11 protein-coding genes are annotated in these 16251 nt (G+C 60.3%); 1 reads left to right on the top strand and 10 read right to left on the bottom strand.

Translation table 11 applies throughout. The annotated features are described in order from the left end of the window. Positions 1–57: 57 nt before the first annotated feature. Both bcsN and GA0061101_RS34295 read right to left on the bottom strand, forming a co-directional pair. A complete protein-coding gene (gene bcsN, locus GA0061101_RS34300; protein WP_092576875.1) occupies positions 58–1041 on the bottom strand; it encodes a cellulose biosynthesis protein BcsN in 984 nt (327 codons plus the stop codon). Positions 1042–1300: 259 nt separating this feature from the next. Beyond that, on the bottom strand, positions 1301–2203 hold the full coding sequence (locus tag GA0061101_RS34295) for an alpha/beta hydrolase (protein WP_092576872.1): 903 nt from the start codon (positions 2201–2203) through the stop codon (positions 1301–1303). 282 nt (positions 2204–2485) lie between these two features. Here GA0061101_RS34295 and GA0061101_RS34290 point away from each other — a divergent pair, with 282 nt between their 5' ends. After that, positions 2486–4675 carry a TonB-dependent siderophore receptor gene (locus GA0061101_RS34290; protein ID WP_092576869.1) on the top strand — a complete coding sequence of 730 codons (2190 nt, stop codon included), beginning with the start codon at positions 2486–2488 and terminating at the stop codon, positions 4673–4675. 306 nt (positions 4676–4981) lie between these two features. On the opposite strand, the gene fhuB is transcribed toward GA0061101_RS34290, so the two are convergent. From fhuB to GA0061101_RS34250, 8 genes are all read right to left on the bottom strand, one after another. Next, positions 4982–6973 (bottom strand): Fe(3+)-hydroxamate ABC transporter permease FhuB, encoded by a 1992-nt coding sequence (gene fhuB / locus GA0061101_RS34285; RefSeq protein WP_208865050.1) that lies wholly within the window; start codon positions 6971–6973, stop codon positions 4982–4984. Continuing rightward, a complete protein-coding gene (locus GA0061101_RS34280; RefSeq protein ID WP_092576866.1) occupies positions 6970–7878 on the bottom strand; it encodes an iron-siderophore ABC transporter substrate-binding protein in 909 nt (302 codons plus the stop codon). The genes fhuB and GA0061101_RS34280 overlap by 4 nt, the downstream gene beginning before the upstream one ends. After that, positions 7868–8680 carry an ATP-binding cassette domain-containing protein gene (locus GA0061101_RS34275; protein ID WP_037200286.1) on the bottom strand — a complete coding sequence of 271 codons (813 nt, stop codon included), beginning with the start codon at positions 8678–8680 and terminating at the stop codon, positions 7868–7870. Before GA0061101_RS34275 ends, GA0061101_RS34280 begins: the two co-directional genes overlap by 11 nt. A gap of 46 nt (positions 8681–8726) precedes the next feature. Continuing rightward, positions 8727–9200, bottom strand: a complete 474-nt coding sequence (locus GA0061101_RS34270; RefSeq protein WP_092576863.1) for a GNAT family N-acetyltransferase — start codon at positions 9198–9200, stop codon at positions 8727–8729. A gap of 44 nt (positions 9201–9244) precedes the next feature. Next, entirely contained in the window at positions 9245–9835 is a 591-nt protein-coding gene (locus GA0061101_RS34265) for a sigma-70 family RNA polymerase sigma factor (RefSeq protein WP_037200289.1), read from the bottom strand. A 141-nt stretch (positions 9836–9976) separates the two neighbouring features. Then, entirely contained in the window at positions 9977–10720 is a 744-nt protein-coding gene (locus GA0061101_RS34260; protein WP_037200291.1) for a 4'-phosphopantetheinyl transferase family protein, read from the bottom strand. A gap of 1 nt (position 10721) precedes the next feature. Next, positions 10722–12041, bottom strand: a complete 1320-nt coding sequence (locus GA0061101_RS34255; RefSeq protein ID WP_092576860.1) for a lysine N(6)-hydroxylase/L-ornithine N(5)-oxygenase family protein — start codon at positions 12039–12041, stop codon at positions 10722–10724. Positions 12042–12065: 24 nt separating this feature from the next. Further along, positions 12066–16073, bottom strand: a complete 4008-nt coding sequence (locus GA0061101_RS34250) for a non-ribosomal peptide synthetase (protein ID WP_092576858.1) — start codon at positions 16071–16073, stop codon at positions 12066–12068. Positions 16074–16251: the final 178 nt, after the last annotated feature.

The following is a 16251-nucleotide window of genomic DNA, read 5'->3' as shown; positions in this document are numbered from 1 at the left end:
CGATCTTCCTTCAAGGGTATTGCCAGGCGCCATCCTGGCGCCCCGACGTCGTCCCGCTTAACGGCGGCAAGCTTCAGATATGCCAGCATCTCCGTTACAGTCCGGTAAAGGCACGATGACGCTGCTTCCAGCGGCCGCGGGCGGATGCTGCGCCGTGGTCGCCGGTGAGCTGCCTGCAGCTCCCGTCTGCGGCGTGTCGCCCGGCCCATCGGGGAGCGGCACGCGCGGACCAATCATTGGCGGCAGCGCTGGGGCCGCCTGCGGCTGAACGACGACCGGCCGGCGCGGAACGAAGCGGCGCGCTGCCACTGGAGCGGTCTGGTAGCCTATGCTGATCGGGGGAGTGCGATAGGCGGCCGCGTCGGGATAAACCGGCTCGCCGGGCTTGCCCAAGAGGGCGTCGGCACCCCGCGGAGCTCCGAACGGGTTCAGGGCGGCGCCGTCGAAACGGCCGGCGATCGTGTAGCCATAGACTGTGCCCAGCAGCTGGCGCTCGGTTGCGTGTGCGTCGCAAAGCCTGAGCCTAACCTGCACCATACCGAAATTGCGCTGTTCCTGCGGCGGAGAAAAACCTGCCGGGATCTGCTGCCAGGCATAGAGACAGGTGTCGCCATTTCTGCTTTGGCCCGAAGCATAGCCGAACGGTCCGTAGCTGTTCTGCACGAAGGTTGCCGAGCGTGCCAGCCGTACACCGGGCACGGCCGATGCCATCTCGCGGGCTATCGCGAGGTCGCTGATCGTGTTGTACGGCCTGCTGCCGAGCCCTGGATTGGATCCCGTCAGGCCGAGAAACTGCACCTTGAGGAAATTCTGGCCGGGGACAGAAGACGACGTCGAAAGCGAAATCGTCTGCTCGACATCCTTTGCATGTCTGCGCTCGACCACACTCACGATCGCCGGACCACCGGGCGGCGGAAAGGCCAGCGCCTTGTCATTGTCGACCGTTTCGACGCCGATCGACTGTCTGATGTGACCCGTTGTCGTGCATCCCGCCGTCAAGCCGGCTAACGTCATCAGCGCTATCGTTTTAAGAAGGTGCATATTGTCGGGTCACGGCAAAGTGTTTCTGTGTAATATTATCCGCTAAATTGCGCGGTGGAGCTGGGAATCAAGTCCTTGTATTTGATAGCACGAATAAGCGGGATTATGGTTAACCAAGGATTAACGTCAGGAATTGAGGTGCCGGATAACGGTATGAAATTCAGCTGGGCGTGACATTCGTTCAAATTTGCGCCGAGGCGAACCGCAAAGGCTCGCCCGCGCGCCACTTCTGTTGCAGGCAAACGCGTGAATTTGAGCTCTATTTCGGCCTGCGGAACGCAATCTGAACGGCCCTGTTCAAGGCGACCGGAAGAACGGACATATGGTTCTCGCCGGGATATTCCTCGAATATCGCAGTTCCTGCGAACGACGCCGATGTTGACCATCGCTGCGCCATGTCACGGGCGAGTTCGATCGTGCGTGTTTCCTTGGCGCGTTCCTGCCTTTTGTGCTCATCGGGCGTGCCCTTGTGGAAAGGCGCGAGCTTCTCGCCTTCATATTCGCCGGACGAAAGGTGCAGCTCGATATCGAGGGGAGCCTCAAGATTGTCCAGGAGCGCTCTTTCAGTCGCAAGGATCGCTGCATCTTCCCAGAAGATCGCCGGGCTCGCCGCAATCCAGCGGCTGAAGGCGTCTGGTTTCGAAAACAACGCATAAAGTGCGAACAAACCGCCGAACGAGTGGCCGAAAAGCGCCTGGCGCGACCGATCGACCGGAACATGGCCTTCCACCCAGGGCTTCAGTTCGTTTTCGATCAGCTTCAGGAACCGTTCTCCTCCGCCTGTCCTGACATCCGGCCCGCCAGGGAAAAATGGCGGATAGGTCCGCCCAGGTGGCGGGCTCAAATCCCAGGAGCGCCTCAGCGGATCGTAGGGTTCGTCGGATGGATAGCCGATAGCGACGATAACGCCTTCACAGATATTGGTTCCGTTCGGATAAGCGGCCTGCACTTTGAGCGCGTCGACGGCGGTTGCAAAGCAGGCATTCCCGTCCGTCAGATAAAGAACCGGCCACCCTTCTGGCGGGGGCGATTTATCGGGTCGATAGAGAAAGATCCTGTGCGGCTGATCGGCGTTTTCGAAGGTGATATCGGCAAATGTTGCCCCGGCAAATGTAACAGGCGTCAGCGGAACCGCTGCGTTGAGTGGTGACGGGTGAGGCATGGTCTCTCTGGGCGATCGAAAGGGCGGGTGCGGCGCGAAAGAGGCTGCGCTTTAAAAATATGATAGAATTCCTCATATTATGAGAAGCGAAATTTGCCAAGCGGATCAGGAGCTTCAACCTCGTAATTTTACGGTGTCCCTCCCTTGGAGGCAACTTTGGTGCGTCAAAGATCCCATATCGACAAAAAAGATGACTATTAAAGTCATGTATTCTTGACGACCACAGCGCCTGCAATCTAATTTGCGCCATCTTTTACAGGAAAGGGCAGGCGAAAAGGGAACATGGGACAGATATTCTGTAATAATATCAATTATTTGGGAAGAAATTCATTTCGATTGGGGCGCGCTGCCACTGCACTGGTCACCTTGTTTGCGCTGAGCGGCAATGCCTTTGGGCAGGATTCTGCAGCCAGTGAGAATGCGGGCGGCGCGACACAGCTCGCTCCGATCGTCGTCAGCGGCCAGTCGAGCGGCACAAGTGACGATAAGACAGTCGCTGCCAAGAAAAGCCGCGGTGCCACGAAGATCGATACGCCGCTGGTTGAGACGCCACGCGCCGTTTCGGTGGTCACCAAGAAGGAGATCGAGGAGCGGGGTGCGCAGAGCATCATCGAGGCGGTGCGCTATTCCGCCGGCGTCCAGACCGGTATGAACGGCTTCGATCCCCGCTTCGATCAGATCTTCATCCGCGGCAACAACATCACGACAACGGGCGATTTCCGCGATGGCCTGCGGCAACCCTTTATGAATTATGGAATGTTCCGCACCGATCCCTATGCGCTGGATCGGGTCGAAGTGATCAAGGGACCGGTATCCGTGCTCTATGGTGCGGGCTCGCCGGGCGGCATCGTCAACAAGATCTCGAAACTGCCGACGGAAGAGACGATCAGGGAAGTCGGGGTCGTCTACGGAACATCGGATCGCGCCCAGACCATGTTCGATTTCGGCGGCCCGGTCACCCAGGATGACGATACGATGTTGTACCGGATCGTTGGCCTGGCGCGAAAGGGTGACACCAATTTCGATATTGCCGACGATCGCTATCTGATACAGCCGTCCTTTACCTGGAAGCCGGACGATTCGACTAAATTTACGGTCTATGGCTCGGCGCAGGCGGACGAGACGGATGCCAATGTCGGTGCCATGGTCGGTCCTGACGGCAATATTCTCAATTTGCGCGACAGCGATCCCGACTATGACTACCAAAAGACCCGCCAACAGCAGGTGGGCTACCAGTTCGAGCACGAGTTCGACGGCGGCTTCACCTTCCGCCAGAATCTTCGCTTCTCTCATATGGATCTGAGGGCGCGCTATCTCAGCACCTACAACTGGACCGGCACCGTCGCCCATCGCCGCGCGACCGCGATCCGGGACGCGATGAACGTCTTCCAGGTCGACAACCAGCTCGAATCCAAGTTCGACACGGGGCCAGCCTCGCATACCATGCTGTTCGGCCTGGACTACACCAATGTGAATTCGTCCTTCGGCTACGGCTTCGATGCGACGACCAGCGCCGCTTATGATTTCGACATCTCCAACCCGACTTACGGCGTTTCCGGCCCGACGCCGGACTATAATTATAGCCGGGTCAGCGCCAGCATGCGGCAGGTGGGAGCCTATGCTCTCGACCAGATCGAGCTAGACAAGTGGCGCTTCACGCTTGGTGGACGGCAGACGTGGGTCGATCAATCCAGCGACACGACCTTTGTTTCCTCCGGGACGAGCACGTCCGAAAACATCAACAACAAGGCGTTCTCCGTCCAGGCCGGCGCACTCTATCTTTTTGACAACGGTATAGCGCCTTTCACCAGCTATTCGACCTCCTTCGATCCCGTGACCCAGCGATCGGCATCCGGCAGCATTCTGGATCCCACGAAGGGGAAGCAGTATGAGCTGGGTGTGAAGTACCAGCCGCCGGGTACCGATATTCTCTTGTCCGCCGTAGCCTATCATCTCGTCGAGACGAACAAGCCCGTCCTGGTCAATCCCCTGACGCTCGTCTATGCCTCGCTGGGTGAGGTCACCAACAAGGGCATCGAACTGGAGGCCAAGGCGACAGTTGCCGACGGCCTGGATGTGATTGCCGCCTACAGCTACAATCACTCGGAAATCACCGGTGGTGACGACGTCGGCAATTCGCCTTCGATCACACCGAAGCATATCGCCAGCCTATGGACGAATTATACCTTCCAGGAGGATTCCGTCGCCAACGGCCTGACAGCCGGCGCCGGCATTCGCTACACCGGCGAGACCTATACCAGCACCGCCAACACCTCCAAGAACGACGCGAGCTTCTACCTGGACGCGGCCCTTTCCTACGACTTCGGGGCTGCCGACAAGAAATACAAAGGCCTGACGGCATCCCTCGACGTCCGCAACATCGCCAACCGGCGCCTGACGATCTGCGACAGCGGCTATTGCTATTTGGGTCAGGGCCGCAACATCACGGCATCGCTGAAGTATCGGTGGTAGGGGGCATTGATAGGCGCTGCGTTTTGGCGTGGCGCCCGTCATCTCTCCTGCGGTGAATTTGAAGCTTGGACGCCGCGGCTTATCCGCTACCGCACTCAGTGTACTCACCGGCTTATTGAAGCGGATTGTTACGATTCCACCGGCCAAAACCTGTCACTAAGGTCTGTCAGCGACTGAATAGAATGCGCCTGCTACGCGCCGATCGCGCTCTAACGTGATGCTTTTGGGCGCTGCAAGTGTTCCAGCCTGCGTCATGAGACTGTGTCGCGAAAGACAAGGAGCGACGGAAGCTAGCCTTCATGGATCTTATGCCGTCCTGCGCCGCTTCATCAGCAGCACCAGCAACAACGGCGCACCAACGAGTGCCGAGACCAGCCCGGCCGGAATTTGATACGGAAACACAATCATCCTGCCGAACCAGTCCGCGAGCATCATGAGCCCTCCGCCGGCGAGCGCTGCTCCGGTAAGCTGCGGGGCTGCGCGTCGTAGCCCAAGCTCTCGCGCCAGATGGGGCCCCATGAGGCCGATAAAGCTCAAGGGACCGACGACGAGTGTGGCGGCGGCGGTCATGGCGGCGGCCAGCGCGAAGAGAGATGCGCGGGCAAGGTTGACGCGGATGCCGATCGCCTGTGCGGCCGGTGGTCCGAGTGGCAGTAGATCAAGCCAGCGGCGGGCGAGGAATGCCAGCGCGAGGCCTATGGCAGCGGCAATTGTGGCGGAAATTGCCTCCTTTGTATCAACGAGATAGGTCGATCCGCTCATCCATTGCATGATAGTTAGCGCGCGCGGATCGCCGCTGGCGGAAAGCACGCTGATGACGGCATCCAGCATGGCACCCAGCGCGATGCCGGTCAGCAATACCCGTTCTGGTGCGAAGCCGGAACGCATGCCGAAGGCGAAGATGGCAAGCAGGACGGTGAATGCGCCGATGCCGCCGAAGCCGAGCTGAGCGGCCATGCCGGGTGCGGGCAAGATGAAGAGTGCGGCTGTGACGCCGATGGTGGCGCCGGCCGAAATGCCCAGCACTTCGGGGCTTGCCATCTCGTTGCCGCTGAGCCGCTGCAGGATTGCGCCGACGACGCCAAGCATCGCTCCGGCGGCAAAGGCGCCAATGACACGCGGCAGACGATAGGGCAGCACGTCGGGCCAGTTCAAATAGGCAAGGGTAGTCCATGTACCATCCGGCGCGCGTCCGAAAAAGATTGCGCCGGCGAGCAGAGCGAGAAGGCCGCCGATCGTTGCAAGGAGCAGATTTCGCGAGGTGTGTGCAGTCCGGTTCGGGCTGTGCGAAAGGGCCGGCACAGTACGCTGTATCGTCTTCAGACGCGGCAGCATCAAGAGCAGCAGCGGAGCGCCGAGCAGGGCGGTAATGGCTCCTGTCGGCAGGAAGGTCGAGGAAGCGCCGGAGAGCAGCACCAATGCCTCATCGGTCAGAAGCAGCAAGCCCGCGCCTATGAGAGGGGACCAGATAAGCTGGCTCTTCATCTGCCGCGCGCCGGAAAGCTGCGCGATCCGGGGGGCAATAAGGCCAATGAAGCCGATGACGCCGACGGCGCTGGTCACGACAGCGGCCAGCACGATGGCAAGGCAGACGGCGGCAATACGGGTCCGCTTCACCGAAAGGCCGAGCCCGCTGGCACCGCCGTCGCCAAGTTCCATAAGCGATAGCGGCCGCACCATCAGGAAAGCGGCGATGGTGAGAATCGTGATTTTCGGAAGGAGCGAGAGGGGGATGGTCCCGCTCTGCTGCGCCAGCGACCCGGCACCCCAGATGAAAAGGCCGGAGAGGTAGCGGTCGTTCATCAGAACGAGGATGGCAGCAAGCGCGCCGCTCCAGACGCTGACGATCAGTCCCGAAAGCACGAGTGCAAACGGCGAAAAGCCTCGTCTTGCACCGATCAGGAAAACGACGGCGGCTGCCGCGGCGCTGCCGAACAGAGCGACCGCATCGCGGCCGAAGCCCTCAAGCGCCGGAAAGGCGAGCATGACGGCGACGAGCGCCAGGTTGGCGCCGGCGGAAATGCCGAGCGTAGAGGGTGATGCAAGCGGATTACGCAGCACTTGCTGCAGCAGAGTGCCTGATAATGCGAGTGCCGCGCCGGCCAGCAGCGCGGTCGCTATTCTCGGCAGCGTCGAATAAATAAGCAACGGGCGCTGCGGATCATAACCGGCGTCCCGTACCATCAGCCGCGAAAAATCCGGCGCGACCTGATGCCAGGCAAGCAAGCCGGCAAGCACCAACAGCGTCACCGCCACGACGGGGGCGCCGAGGGAATTGTTTCCATTGGTGCGGATCATGCGAGCTTTTCCAGGTGATCGAGCAGAATACGGGCGAAGCGCTCCGCCTCCTGAACCATGCCGAACATCAGCGTCCCAGGCAGTACCGAGACTCGACTCGCCTTAACGAAGGGAAGACTGGTCCACAGGGGGCTGTCTTGCAGATTGTCGAGTATATTTGGTGGAATAAGAGGTTCGAAGGCTATCAGGCGCAGGCTTTGATCGAGTGTTGCCAGTTGCTCCAGGCCGATCGTTTCGAAGCCCCAGAAATTGCCGGGTCCTGTCCAGGCGTTCCTGAGGCCGATCTTGGTCATGACGTTCTGATAGAGGCCGGTGCCGCCATAGATGCGGGCGTGGCGCTGATCGACAAAGTTGACGAGAGCCAGTGGCGGAGGCTTGAGCTTGTTCACCCGGTTGACGCAATCGTCGAAGAACTGCTCGGACTGCGTCAGGAAATCGGTTGCCTGCTGTTGACGGCCGATGGCGGCAGCCAACAGCCGAGTGGCTTCGATGGAGCGTTGCAGGGCTTCACCGCCTTGGGCATAGATCGTCAGCTCCATGACCGGCGAAATCACTTCCAGGCGTGGCTTTAGGGGTGCGAGATAGGGTGTGGTCAGGATCAGCGCCGGTTTCAGGCTTGCCAGGATTTCGAGATTGATCTCATTGGTCGTGCCGAGATCGACGACCCCGGCCGGCATTTTCGGCTCGACGACCCACTTGTCCCAATCGGCAAGCGAGGCGATCGCGGCGGGTGTGACACCGAGCGCCAGCAGCGTCGAGGCAAGGCCGTAGTCGAGCGAGACGATCGGTCCGGACACTGTCGCGCCGGCATATCCCGCGCGTGGGACGGCAAGGAGAGCCGCGGCGGCAAGAAGCGCGTTGCGGCGCGATAGCCTCAACCCGTGGAAATGATCCTCAGATGACATAGGCGAGCGGCGTTCCATGCACCGGATGAGCTGTAACGCCCATGTTCGTGCCGTAGATCGTATGCAGCGTTTCGGCCTTCATGAGGCTCGGCGCGGGGCCGGCGGCAATCAGGCGCCCTTGTTTCAGCGCATGCAGGTGATCGCAAAAATGCGAGGCGACATTGATGTCGTGCAGCACGAGGATGACGCTCAGGCCCTTCGTGCGGCAGAGCTCTCGCACCAGGCCGAGGATCTCCATCTGGTGGGCGATGTCGAGTGCCGAGGTCGGTTCGTCGAGAAGGAGGCAGCGACTGTCCTGCGCGACCAGCATGGCGATCCAGACCCGCTGGCGCTCGCCGCCCGAAAGCGTGTCCACCATCCGGCCCTTCAAAGTGTCGACATGCGTCAGCCGCATCGCGGTCTCGACTTTTTCGCGGTCGAGATCGGTGAAGCGGCCCAAGGCGCCATGCCAGGGATAGCGCCCGCAGGCGACCAGTTCCTCAACGGTCATGCCGGCGGCCGATGTGGTATCCTGCGGCAGATAGGCGACAGCACGGGCAAAGGCGCGCATGTCATAGGAAGCGGCGGAAACGCCGTCGAACAGGATCCGTCCGCCCGTCGGCTGGATCTGGCGCGCCAGCAATTTGATCAGGGTCGATTTGCCGGAACCGTTATGGCCGATCAGTCCCGAGATCTCGCCGGCATTGAACGTAAGATCCAGCGGATGGAGAATGGTCTTGCCATCGACGTCGAAGTGGAGGCCCTCCGTCGTGAAGACGGATACCGGATGCTGGCCGGCTTTGGGGATGGTTTCGTGTTTCATGGTCGTTCCTGCTAAGCAGCATGGCCTCGTGATATTTCGATCGCCTTCAATTGGCGGCCGTTAACGGCTTGACGAAGAACAGGCATGGATGGTCCTCGTGCCAGAGGGTGGGGAACACCTCGGCGCGGATAAAGCCGTTCCTGTCATAGAAGGCGCGCGTCGCATCGTATTGCGGTTCATCCTTGCCGCGCGGCGCAAGTGTCTTCACCGTCAGCAGCTTGCAACCAGCGGACCGGGCGAACCGTTCGGCGGCGGCAAGCAGCCGCTTGCCCACGCCGCTGCCATGGTGCTGCCGCCGGGTGGCGATGACCAGGATTTCCATAGCGGCGGGAGGATGGGCCTGTATGGCAACGAAGCCGGTAACGGTGCCTTCGTCGAGACAGCCGAACATCGGCAAGGTTTCGACGGCTTCCGCACATGCCTCGATGACCTCCGGTTCTGTGAACCAGTCCGTCAGCTCCGACATGATGGCACGACAAATATCGCTCTTGGATTCGGTTATTTCGATAGCTTCCTGCATCTGTTCTTCCTTACCGGCTGGTAGCGTCATTCGGCGCTCCCGTGTCAAGCCCGCATCTCTGAGGTTCGTGGTGTTCTGCGCGGGCTGTGCGCGCGGCCGGCGGCATAATCCTGGTCGGCCTCGAGCGATATTGCAGCGAGGCAGCGTGAATGCGCCTCTCTCAACAGGCCGCAAACGAGGGCGCATGAGACGCCGGCTTCTTTGGCGATGATGTTTTGCGGAACGTCCTTGAAATAATGCTCCTCGTAAAACTTGCGCGTCCTTGCGGGCATCGCCTCGACCGTGCAGCGGAAGGCTTTGTATGCCTCCGCCTCGTGCAGATGCTCTTCGGGGCTTCCGTAGGCCGACGTGTTGCCGCCGACCTCTTCTTCGACGAACAGGCCTCTCTCATAGCGCAACCGTCGCATGTGGTCCGTCGCCAGATTGCGTACCATGCGCATCACATAGGGGCCTGGTGCCGCTATGTCCTGCTTGAGCGGTTTGGAGACCAATTGCAGAAGGACCTCCTGCACGACATCTTCGGCCAATGTCATGCTACCGGTGATCCGGCGCGCGATGGAGAGAAGCTTGGGATAGGCATGAAGGGCAGTTTGAAGTTGCTCATTGGAAGTCGACTGCGAAGTGTTGGCAATCATGTCGGGCTCTCGCTGAAATCCAAAGTTGCATTTCGGTGTGCCCCTCTTTTTCAGCGCACCGTATAAAACATGATAATGATAGTCAAGATAAAATCTAAAGGCTGGGAACCATCTTTCCTTGCATCGGCTAGTGATTTGATTTTATTTTAATTTTAAACAATCCCCGATGAGGCTTCCAACGTCTGGATGCTGCTGCCAAACAGGCTCGGACAGCATTTGCGAGGCCGCGACAGCCCATAGAAAGTTAGGTGCATTTTCGCTACGGCAAGAGCCGAAGCGGATGAAATTAGCTGCATCGAATGCCCGATTCGACATATTTTCGGTTGTATCCGCCGGCTCGAGCGCGATGCCTCTGGGATCATCAAGGAAGCCGCGGCCACGGCACTTCAACACAGCCTCTTTTCGAACCCAATATGAGAGAAATGTCCTGTGTCGTTGCTCTGGCGGCTGTCGCTGGATGTCGTCGAGTTCCCGCTCGCACAGAATCAACGGCATGATTTCGAGCACCTCGGTTTCGGAAATCCTATCCGGCTGCTCGATGTCGATTCCCACGCGACCGCCGCGGCAGACGGCGAGAGCAACCCTGTTTTTTGTGTGGGAAAGATTGAAGTCGATATCGGTATGATCCGGCAGATACGGCCTGCCATGCGGCGTAAGCGAGATGGTGAGGGCCTGTGGCGCGCAGCCGATCATATTGCCGATAATGCTGCGGCAGAGAAGGCGTCCAGCGATGAACAAGCGCGCAGCATCGCGTGACCGAAATGCGGCGGCGCGCGCTTTTTCCGCGTCGCTCAATAGAGCGGTCGAGATATGAAGCCCGTCGCGCAGATGCAGGCTGTGAAGCTCGATCTGCGCGATCTCTTCTCCTTTTGGGAAAGCGGGCACCTTATTCCGCAGCCTGTCCCAGATGCGAAGCGAGTTCGGATTGATGTCCCTGGGTTTCCCATTGGACGATGGGATCGAGCTGACCGAGATCGAAATGCTCACGGCCAAGCAATGCATTGGCGATGACGGCGCTGCGCCAGGCGGCAAGGCTGAGCTGCGGTTCCGCAATCCCGTGGCTGTGGCGTCCGGCATTGAGGACGAAGATGCGATTTTCGCGCGGGCCGTCCCATGCCAGCGAAAAATCGCTTTCCAGCACCGGCTCGCCGATGGAGTTCAGCTCGATGCGGTTCTCAAGCGAATGCAGGAATTCGGGAAGGACGAAGCGATAGCCTGTGGCAAGCACGATCATGTCGACCGCCAGCGTCTCGATGCTGTTGTCGAAGCCATTGCGCATGGTAAGTGCGATTTCGGGACCATCCTGTGCGGCCGCGACGACATCGCGGAAGGGGCGTAACGAGATGCCCTGATCGGCGCCACCGGCCGCTTCGAATTTCCTTTCATAGAGCCGGCGATAGAGCTTCTTCAGGGTCGAGGCGGAGACGCCGTCGCTCGCAAGCACCTGCCGGCGCGTGTGAGTGAGCCGCAACGCCTCGGGAAGCCCGTGAAAGCGCTCCATGTAGCTCGGTGTGAAGAGTTCGTTGGTGAAGGGCGTGGCATCAAGCGGCTCGAAATTCGGACGGCGGCTGATCCAGTGGACCGACGAGACGGCGTTCAGATCCAGGAGGGCGTCGACGATCTCCGCACCGCTCTGGCCGCCGCCGATGACGGCAACGCGCGGAGCCTTGACGTCGCCAAGGCGAGTGGCGGCCTCGCTGCTGTGAAAGGTCATCGACTTCGGCAGTTGCTCGGCCCAGACCGGGCGCGCCGGTATCTTGCCGACGCCGACGGAGAGATTGCGGGCGCAAACCGGGCCGTCGTCAGTCGCGATGGAAAATAGACCGTCATTCGCATGGACTTCGCGCATGCTTGCACCGAAACGAAGCGACGTCAGGCCGCGCGCGACCCATGCGAGATAGTCAGCGAATTCCTTGCGGGGAACGGCCTCATATTCCGCATTAAGAAACTGGTAAAAGCGTTTGTGTGCAACCAGATAGGAGAGAAAGCTCCATGGGCTGGTCGGGTTGGTGGCGGTCACCAGATCCTTAAGGATGGATGTCTGCATTTCCGCGCCGGGCAGCATCATTCCCGGATGCCAGGCGAAGGCAGGTCGCCGCTCGAAAAAGCGGACCGAAAGTTGCGGTATGGAATCGAGCTGGGCGGCAAGGCTGAGGTTGAACGGACCAATTCCGGCCCCGGCGAGGTCGAGCACGTGCGATGTCATGATGCAGCTCCAGAAGGATGTGGATTAGTTGTTCTTGCCCGCGGGCAGGATGGTCGGCACAAAGGCGTGGTCCAGCCGTCGGGCGAAGCGCTGGTGGAATGGCGTCTTGCCGATGATCGTCAGGTGGTTGGTGCCATTGACGATCTCGGAGGCCGTGGCGTTCGGCGAATAGCGGCGCCAGTCGATGACGTTGAGCGCGCGTGTGAGGGAATCCTCGGCGGCAAAGGCATGGATGCGGAAATCCGAAGGCGCAAGGCGGTAGTTTCGGAAGATCATCGCGTTGTCGACCAGAATCCAGAACGTGTGCTCTTCGGAGCCGATGTCCGGACCATCCGTCGGCAGCTTGACGTTATGCTTGACGATATGGTGGAGGAACTGTTCGTAGACCTCGCCATCCATCGCGGCAAAGAGCCTCTTCCAATCCTCGCGCATCGGCGTCTTCGCGAGCCAGCTTTGCACGGCGGCATGAGTACGGTCCCTGATGCCGTCTTCGAAGCGCGGCATGATGCCGACGGTGAATTCCTCGTCCATGTCGCAAACATCGACCATGCCGATCATGCGCAGGTCGATGTCATTGCCGAGCTGCCGGGCGGCCTCATAGGCAAGAAGCCCGCCCCAGGACCAGCCGAGGAAGGCGCAGGGCCGACCCTTGGCCTTCTTGCGCACCGCTTCCGCATAGCGCGCCGTGATGTCCTCGACACGGGTGCTGAGCGTCTTGGTCTCGGTCAGCGAATAGCAAATGAAGCCGGTCGCCGGCTGTTCCGGGCCGAGATAATCCACCAGGCGCATATATTCGCGCGTCGAGACGAGGAGGCCGGGGAAGCAATAGAGAACCGGCCGGTCGCCGTTTCGCCGGAGATAGACGACGTCGACGCCGGTCTCGTCGCGGCTTCCCTCGACGGCAAGCGCCAGGTCGCGGATGGTCGGATGATTGAACATGTCGGCTATCGAAAGCGGCCATTCGGGATGGCGCATCTTCAGGCGTGAGACGATGCGCACGGCGGCCAGCGATTGTCCGCCGATATCGAAGAAGTTCTCGGTGACGCCGATATCGCCAATGTCGAGAATGGCCTTCCACGCGTCGAGGATTGTCTTTTCCTTCTCGCTTGCTGGCGCGACCAGTTCGCGTTCGATGCGAGGTGCGGGCAGGGCGGCGCGGTCCAGCTTGCTGTTCGGCCCCATCGGCAGCTCGTCGATGATCATGATGGTTTGCGGCACCATATAATCGGGCAGGGCGGTCATGGCTGCGCGGCGCAGTTCGGTCACGCTTAAGCTTTCGCCCTCGCGCGGAACCACATAGGCGACGAGCGAGCTGCGCCCGCCTTCATTGTGCAGCAGTACGACGGCTTCGGCGACGCGCTGGTCGGATCGCAGCACGGCCTCGATCTCGCCGGGCTCGATGCGGAAGCCGCGCAATTTGATCTGATGATCGACGCGACCGGCGAATTCGACGATGCCATCCTCCCGCCAGCGGCCGAGATCGCCGGACTTATAGAGTCTGCCGCCTAGCGAAAAGGGATCGAGAATGAAACGGTCCGCCGTCAGCTCCGGCTGGCCGAGATAGCCGCGTGCAAGGCCGCTGCCGCCGATATAGATTTCGCCGATCACGCCGACCGGAACAGGCGCGAGGTCGGCATCGAGCACATAGATCCGCCGGTCGCCCACGCCGCGGCCGATCGGCGCGACCGTCCCCTCGAAGCGGGTTCCCGCCGGGATTTTCCAGATCATCGGCGTCATGATCGTCTCGGTCGGGCCATAGCCATTGATCAGCATCTGCGCCTTGAGGTTCTCGGTGATCATGTCGAACACCGCTTGCGACAGCGCCTCGCCGCCGAAGGAATAGAGCCGCAGCCGCGGTATGTCGCTGTTCTCACCGGCATATTCGGCAAGTCCGCGCACGTAGCTTGTGGGAAGGCTGGCATTGTTGACGCCGTGCCGCTTCATCATCGCGAAAGCATCTTCGGGCGTGGCGAGCTTGTCCTGTGTCAGCACTACGCCGCCACCCGCCATCAGCGGCACCATCCAGCGTTCATGCCCGCCATCTGACGTAAATGGCAGGACCGGATATTCGCAAGAGTCCTCGTTCATTTCGTAGATGCGCAGGGTCGCCTTGCAATGATGCGCCAAGGGACCGTGCTCGACCGCGACACCCTTCGGGACACCTGTCGAGCCAGACGTGTAGATCACATATGCGAGCTGCTGCGGGGCTATAGCGGCGGTGGCAGGCGCGTCGCTGCTTTCCGACGAGAGATCGGTGGCGTCGAGATTGAGATACGCTGTGGCGATGTCGCTGGGCAGATTGGCGATGTGCCGCGTGCGGGAGATGACGAGAGACAGGCCGGGAGCGGTCAGAATATGCCGGTTGCGCGCTTCGGGGTGATCCGGCTCGACCGGTGTAAAGGCGCCGCCTGATTTCAGCACGGCAAGAATGGCGATAATTGCATCGATCGACTTTTCGAGCGCGATGGCGACGCGCTTCTCAGGCCCGATCCCCAAGGAGATCAGGCGATGCGCGAGCCGATTGGCCGCCGCCTCGAGCTCGCCGTGCGTGACCGATTTCTCTCCTTGCGCAACGGCGAAGGCATACGGCCGCCGTCTGGCTTGTGCGGAGATGACCTCGTGGATCGGCACTCCGTCATCCGGCTCGGGTATGTCGGGATAGGGCGCAGACAGCCCGTCCAGTTGTTCCGGCGAAACGAATGGGATGTGCTTGATCGCCTCGCCGGGGTTGCTGCCCAACCGGGCAAGGGCGATAACCAGATCATCGGCGAAGCGGGCGATCTGCTTACGGTCATGCTTTTGCGGATCGAAGCCGATCCCGATGCGAAGTCTATCCCTGGATGCTTGGGAAACAGTGACGACCAGTTCGGCATCGCGGCGGGCCGGAGGCTCGACGAGGCATCGGATCGGGGTTTCATCCGTGGCCGATTCCATAAACTGGAGCGGTGCCCGTACATCGAGAAGCGTCTTGACGAGGCCGGTGGTGTCAAAGAATTCGTCACGTCGCAGCAACGCGTCGGCAAGAGCCTCGAAGGGCAGGGATTGCCGTGCGGCGGTCTCGATTTCCTCGATGAATGTCTTGCGGACATCCTCAAGCCCCATGGCGCCATTCAGTTCCGCGGTGAGGATCAGCACATCCTCGCTGCGCGCCGCGATCGTCGGCGTCGCCGGCCGCGTGACCAAACCGATCCTTTGGGTGTCGTATCCGGTGTGGCGACGGAGGGCGATGCTCAGCGCGGCAAGAACGTCGCGGGACGTCTCAACCGTCGACTGTGCGTGTGCAAGGGACTCCGGAGCGGGCACCTCCACCAAATGCTCGAACCATGCCTCATCGACTATATCCCGTCCGGCCGTTGCCTGCGGCGGGAGCGACGCGATGTTTTCCTGTGCCGTCAGGCGTTCGAACCAGAAATCGACGAGCTCCAGCGCCGGACTGCGTGGCGCGCTATTGCCGGTCATCCAGGATGCCGCGTCCGGGAGCGCGGTTTCGCTAACATCAGCCAGCACATTGGCGCTGCCGCGTATATTGCGCAGGAAATCCTTCGCAAGCAGATCGAGCGTTGCGGCATCGGCAAGGACGGCGTGGAGAGAAAATACCGCGCCGACCGCTTGCTCGTTCCTTGACAGCAGAACGAAACGGGCGGGATTGCCGCTGGCGAGATCTATGGCGCGCGCTCGTTCCGCCGAGGCCGCTGCGGCAAGCGCCTCGTCCAGACTGTCGTCGGCCGCCAAATCCACCTCGATCACATCGACATGACGACTATTCCTCAGGATCTGCTGCACAGCGCCGCCGGCTCGAGCCTCGAATTCCGATGTGATGAGCGGATGTTGACGCGAAAGTGCCGCAAGCCCTTTGCGTGCTACTGCAAGAGCGATGGGAGGGAAGGCGATAGCAAGAATTTGCCGCCCATAAATGACCTCGTTGCCCGTCTCTGATAGAAGCCAAATTCGCGACTGTGTCGGCGATAGCGAGCATTTCGCGACGTGATCCGAGTCATCAACCGCATTGGCGTTCCGGTCATGAATAGTCATTTCTTCGCCGTTCTCCTCGAAGATATTTAATACATAGCCAACATAGCAAAGTGTAATAATGTACATATCCCAATAGTTTTAATAACTATTGAGTTAAACGCGTCATCTATATTGACTTTACGGCGCCAATAAATTCGATTCGTCCGTGAATTACATCGACGCAGCTGCATAACGAACG

Source organism: Martinezella lusitana, from assembly GCF_900094565.1.
In the GTDB taxonomy this organism is placed as follows: domain Bacteria; phylum Pseudomonadota; class Alphaproteobacteria; order Rhizobiales; family Rhizobiaceae; genus Rhizobium; species Rhizobium lusitanum.
The sequence above is the reverse complement of the archived record's forward strand: the minus strand, read 5'-3'. Positions and strand labels throughout refer to the sequence as shown.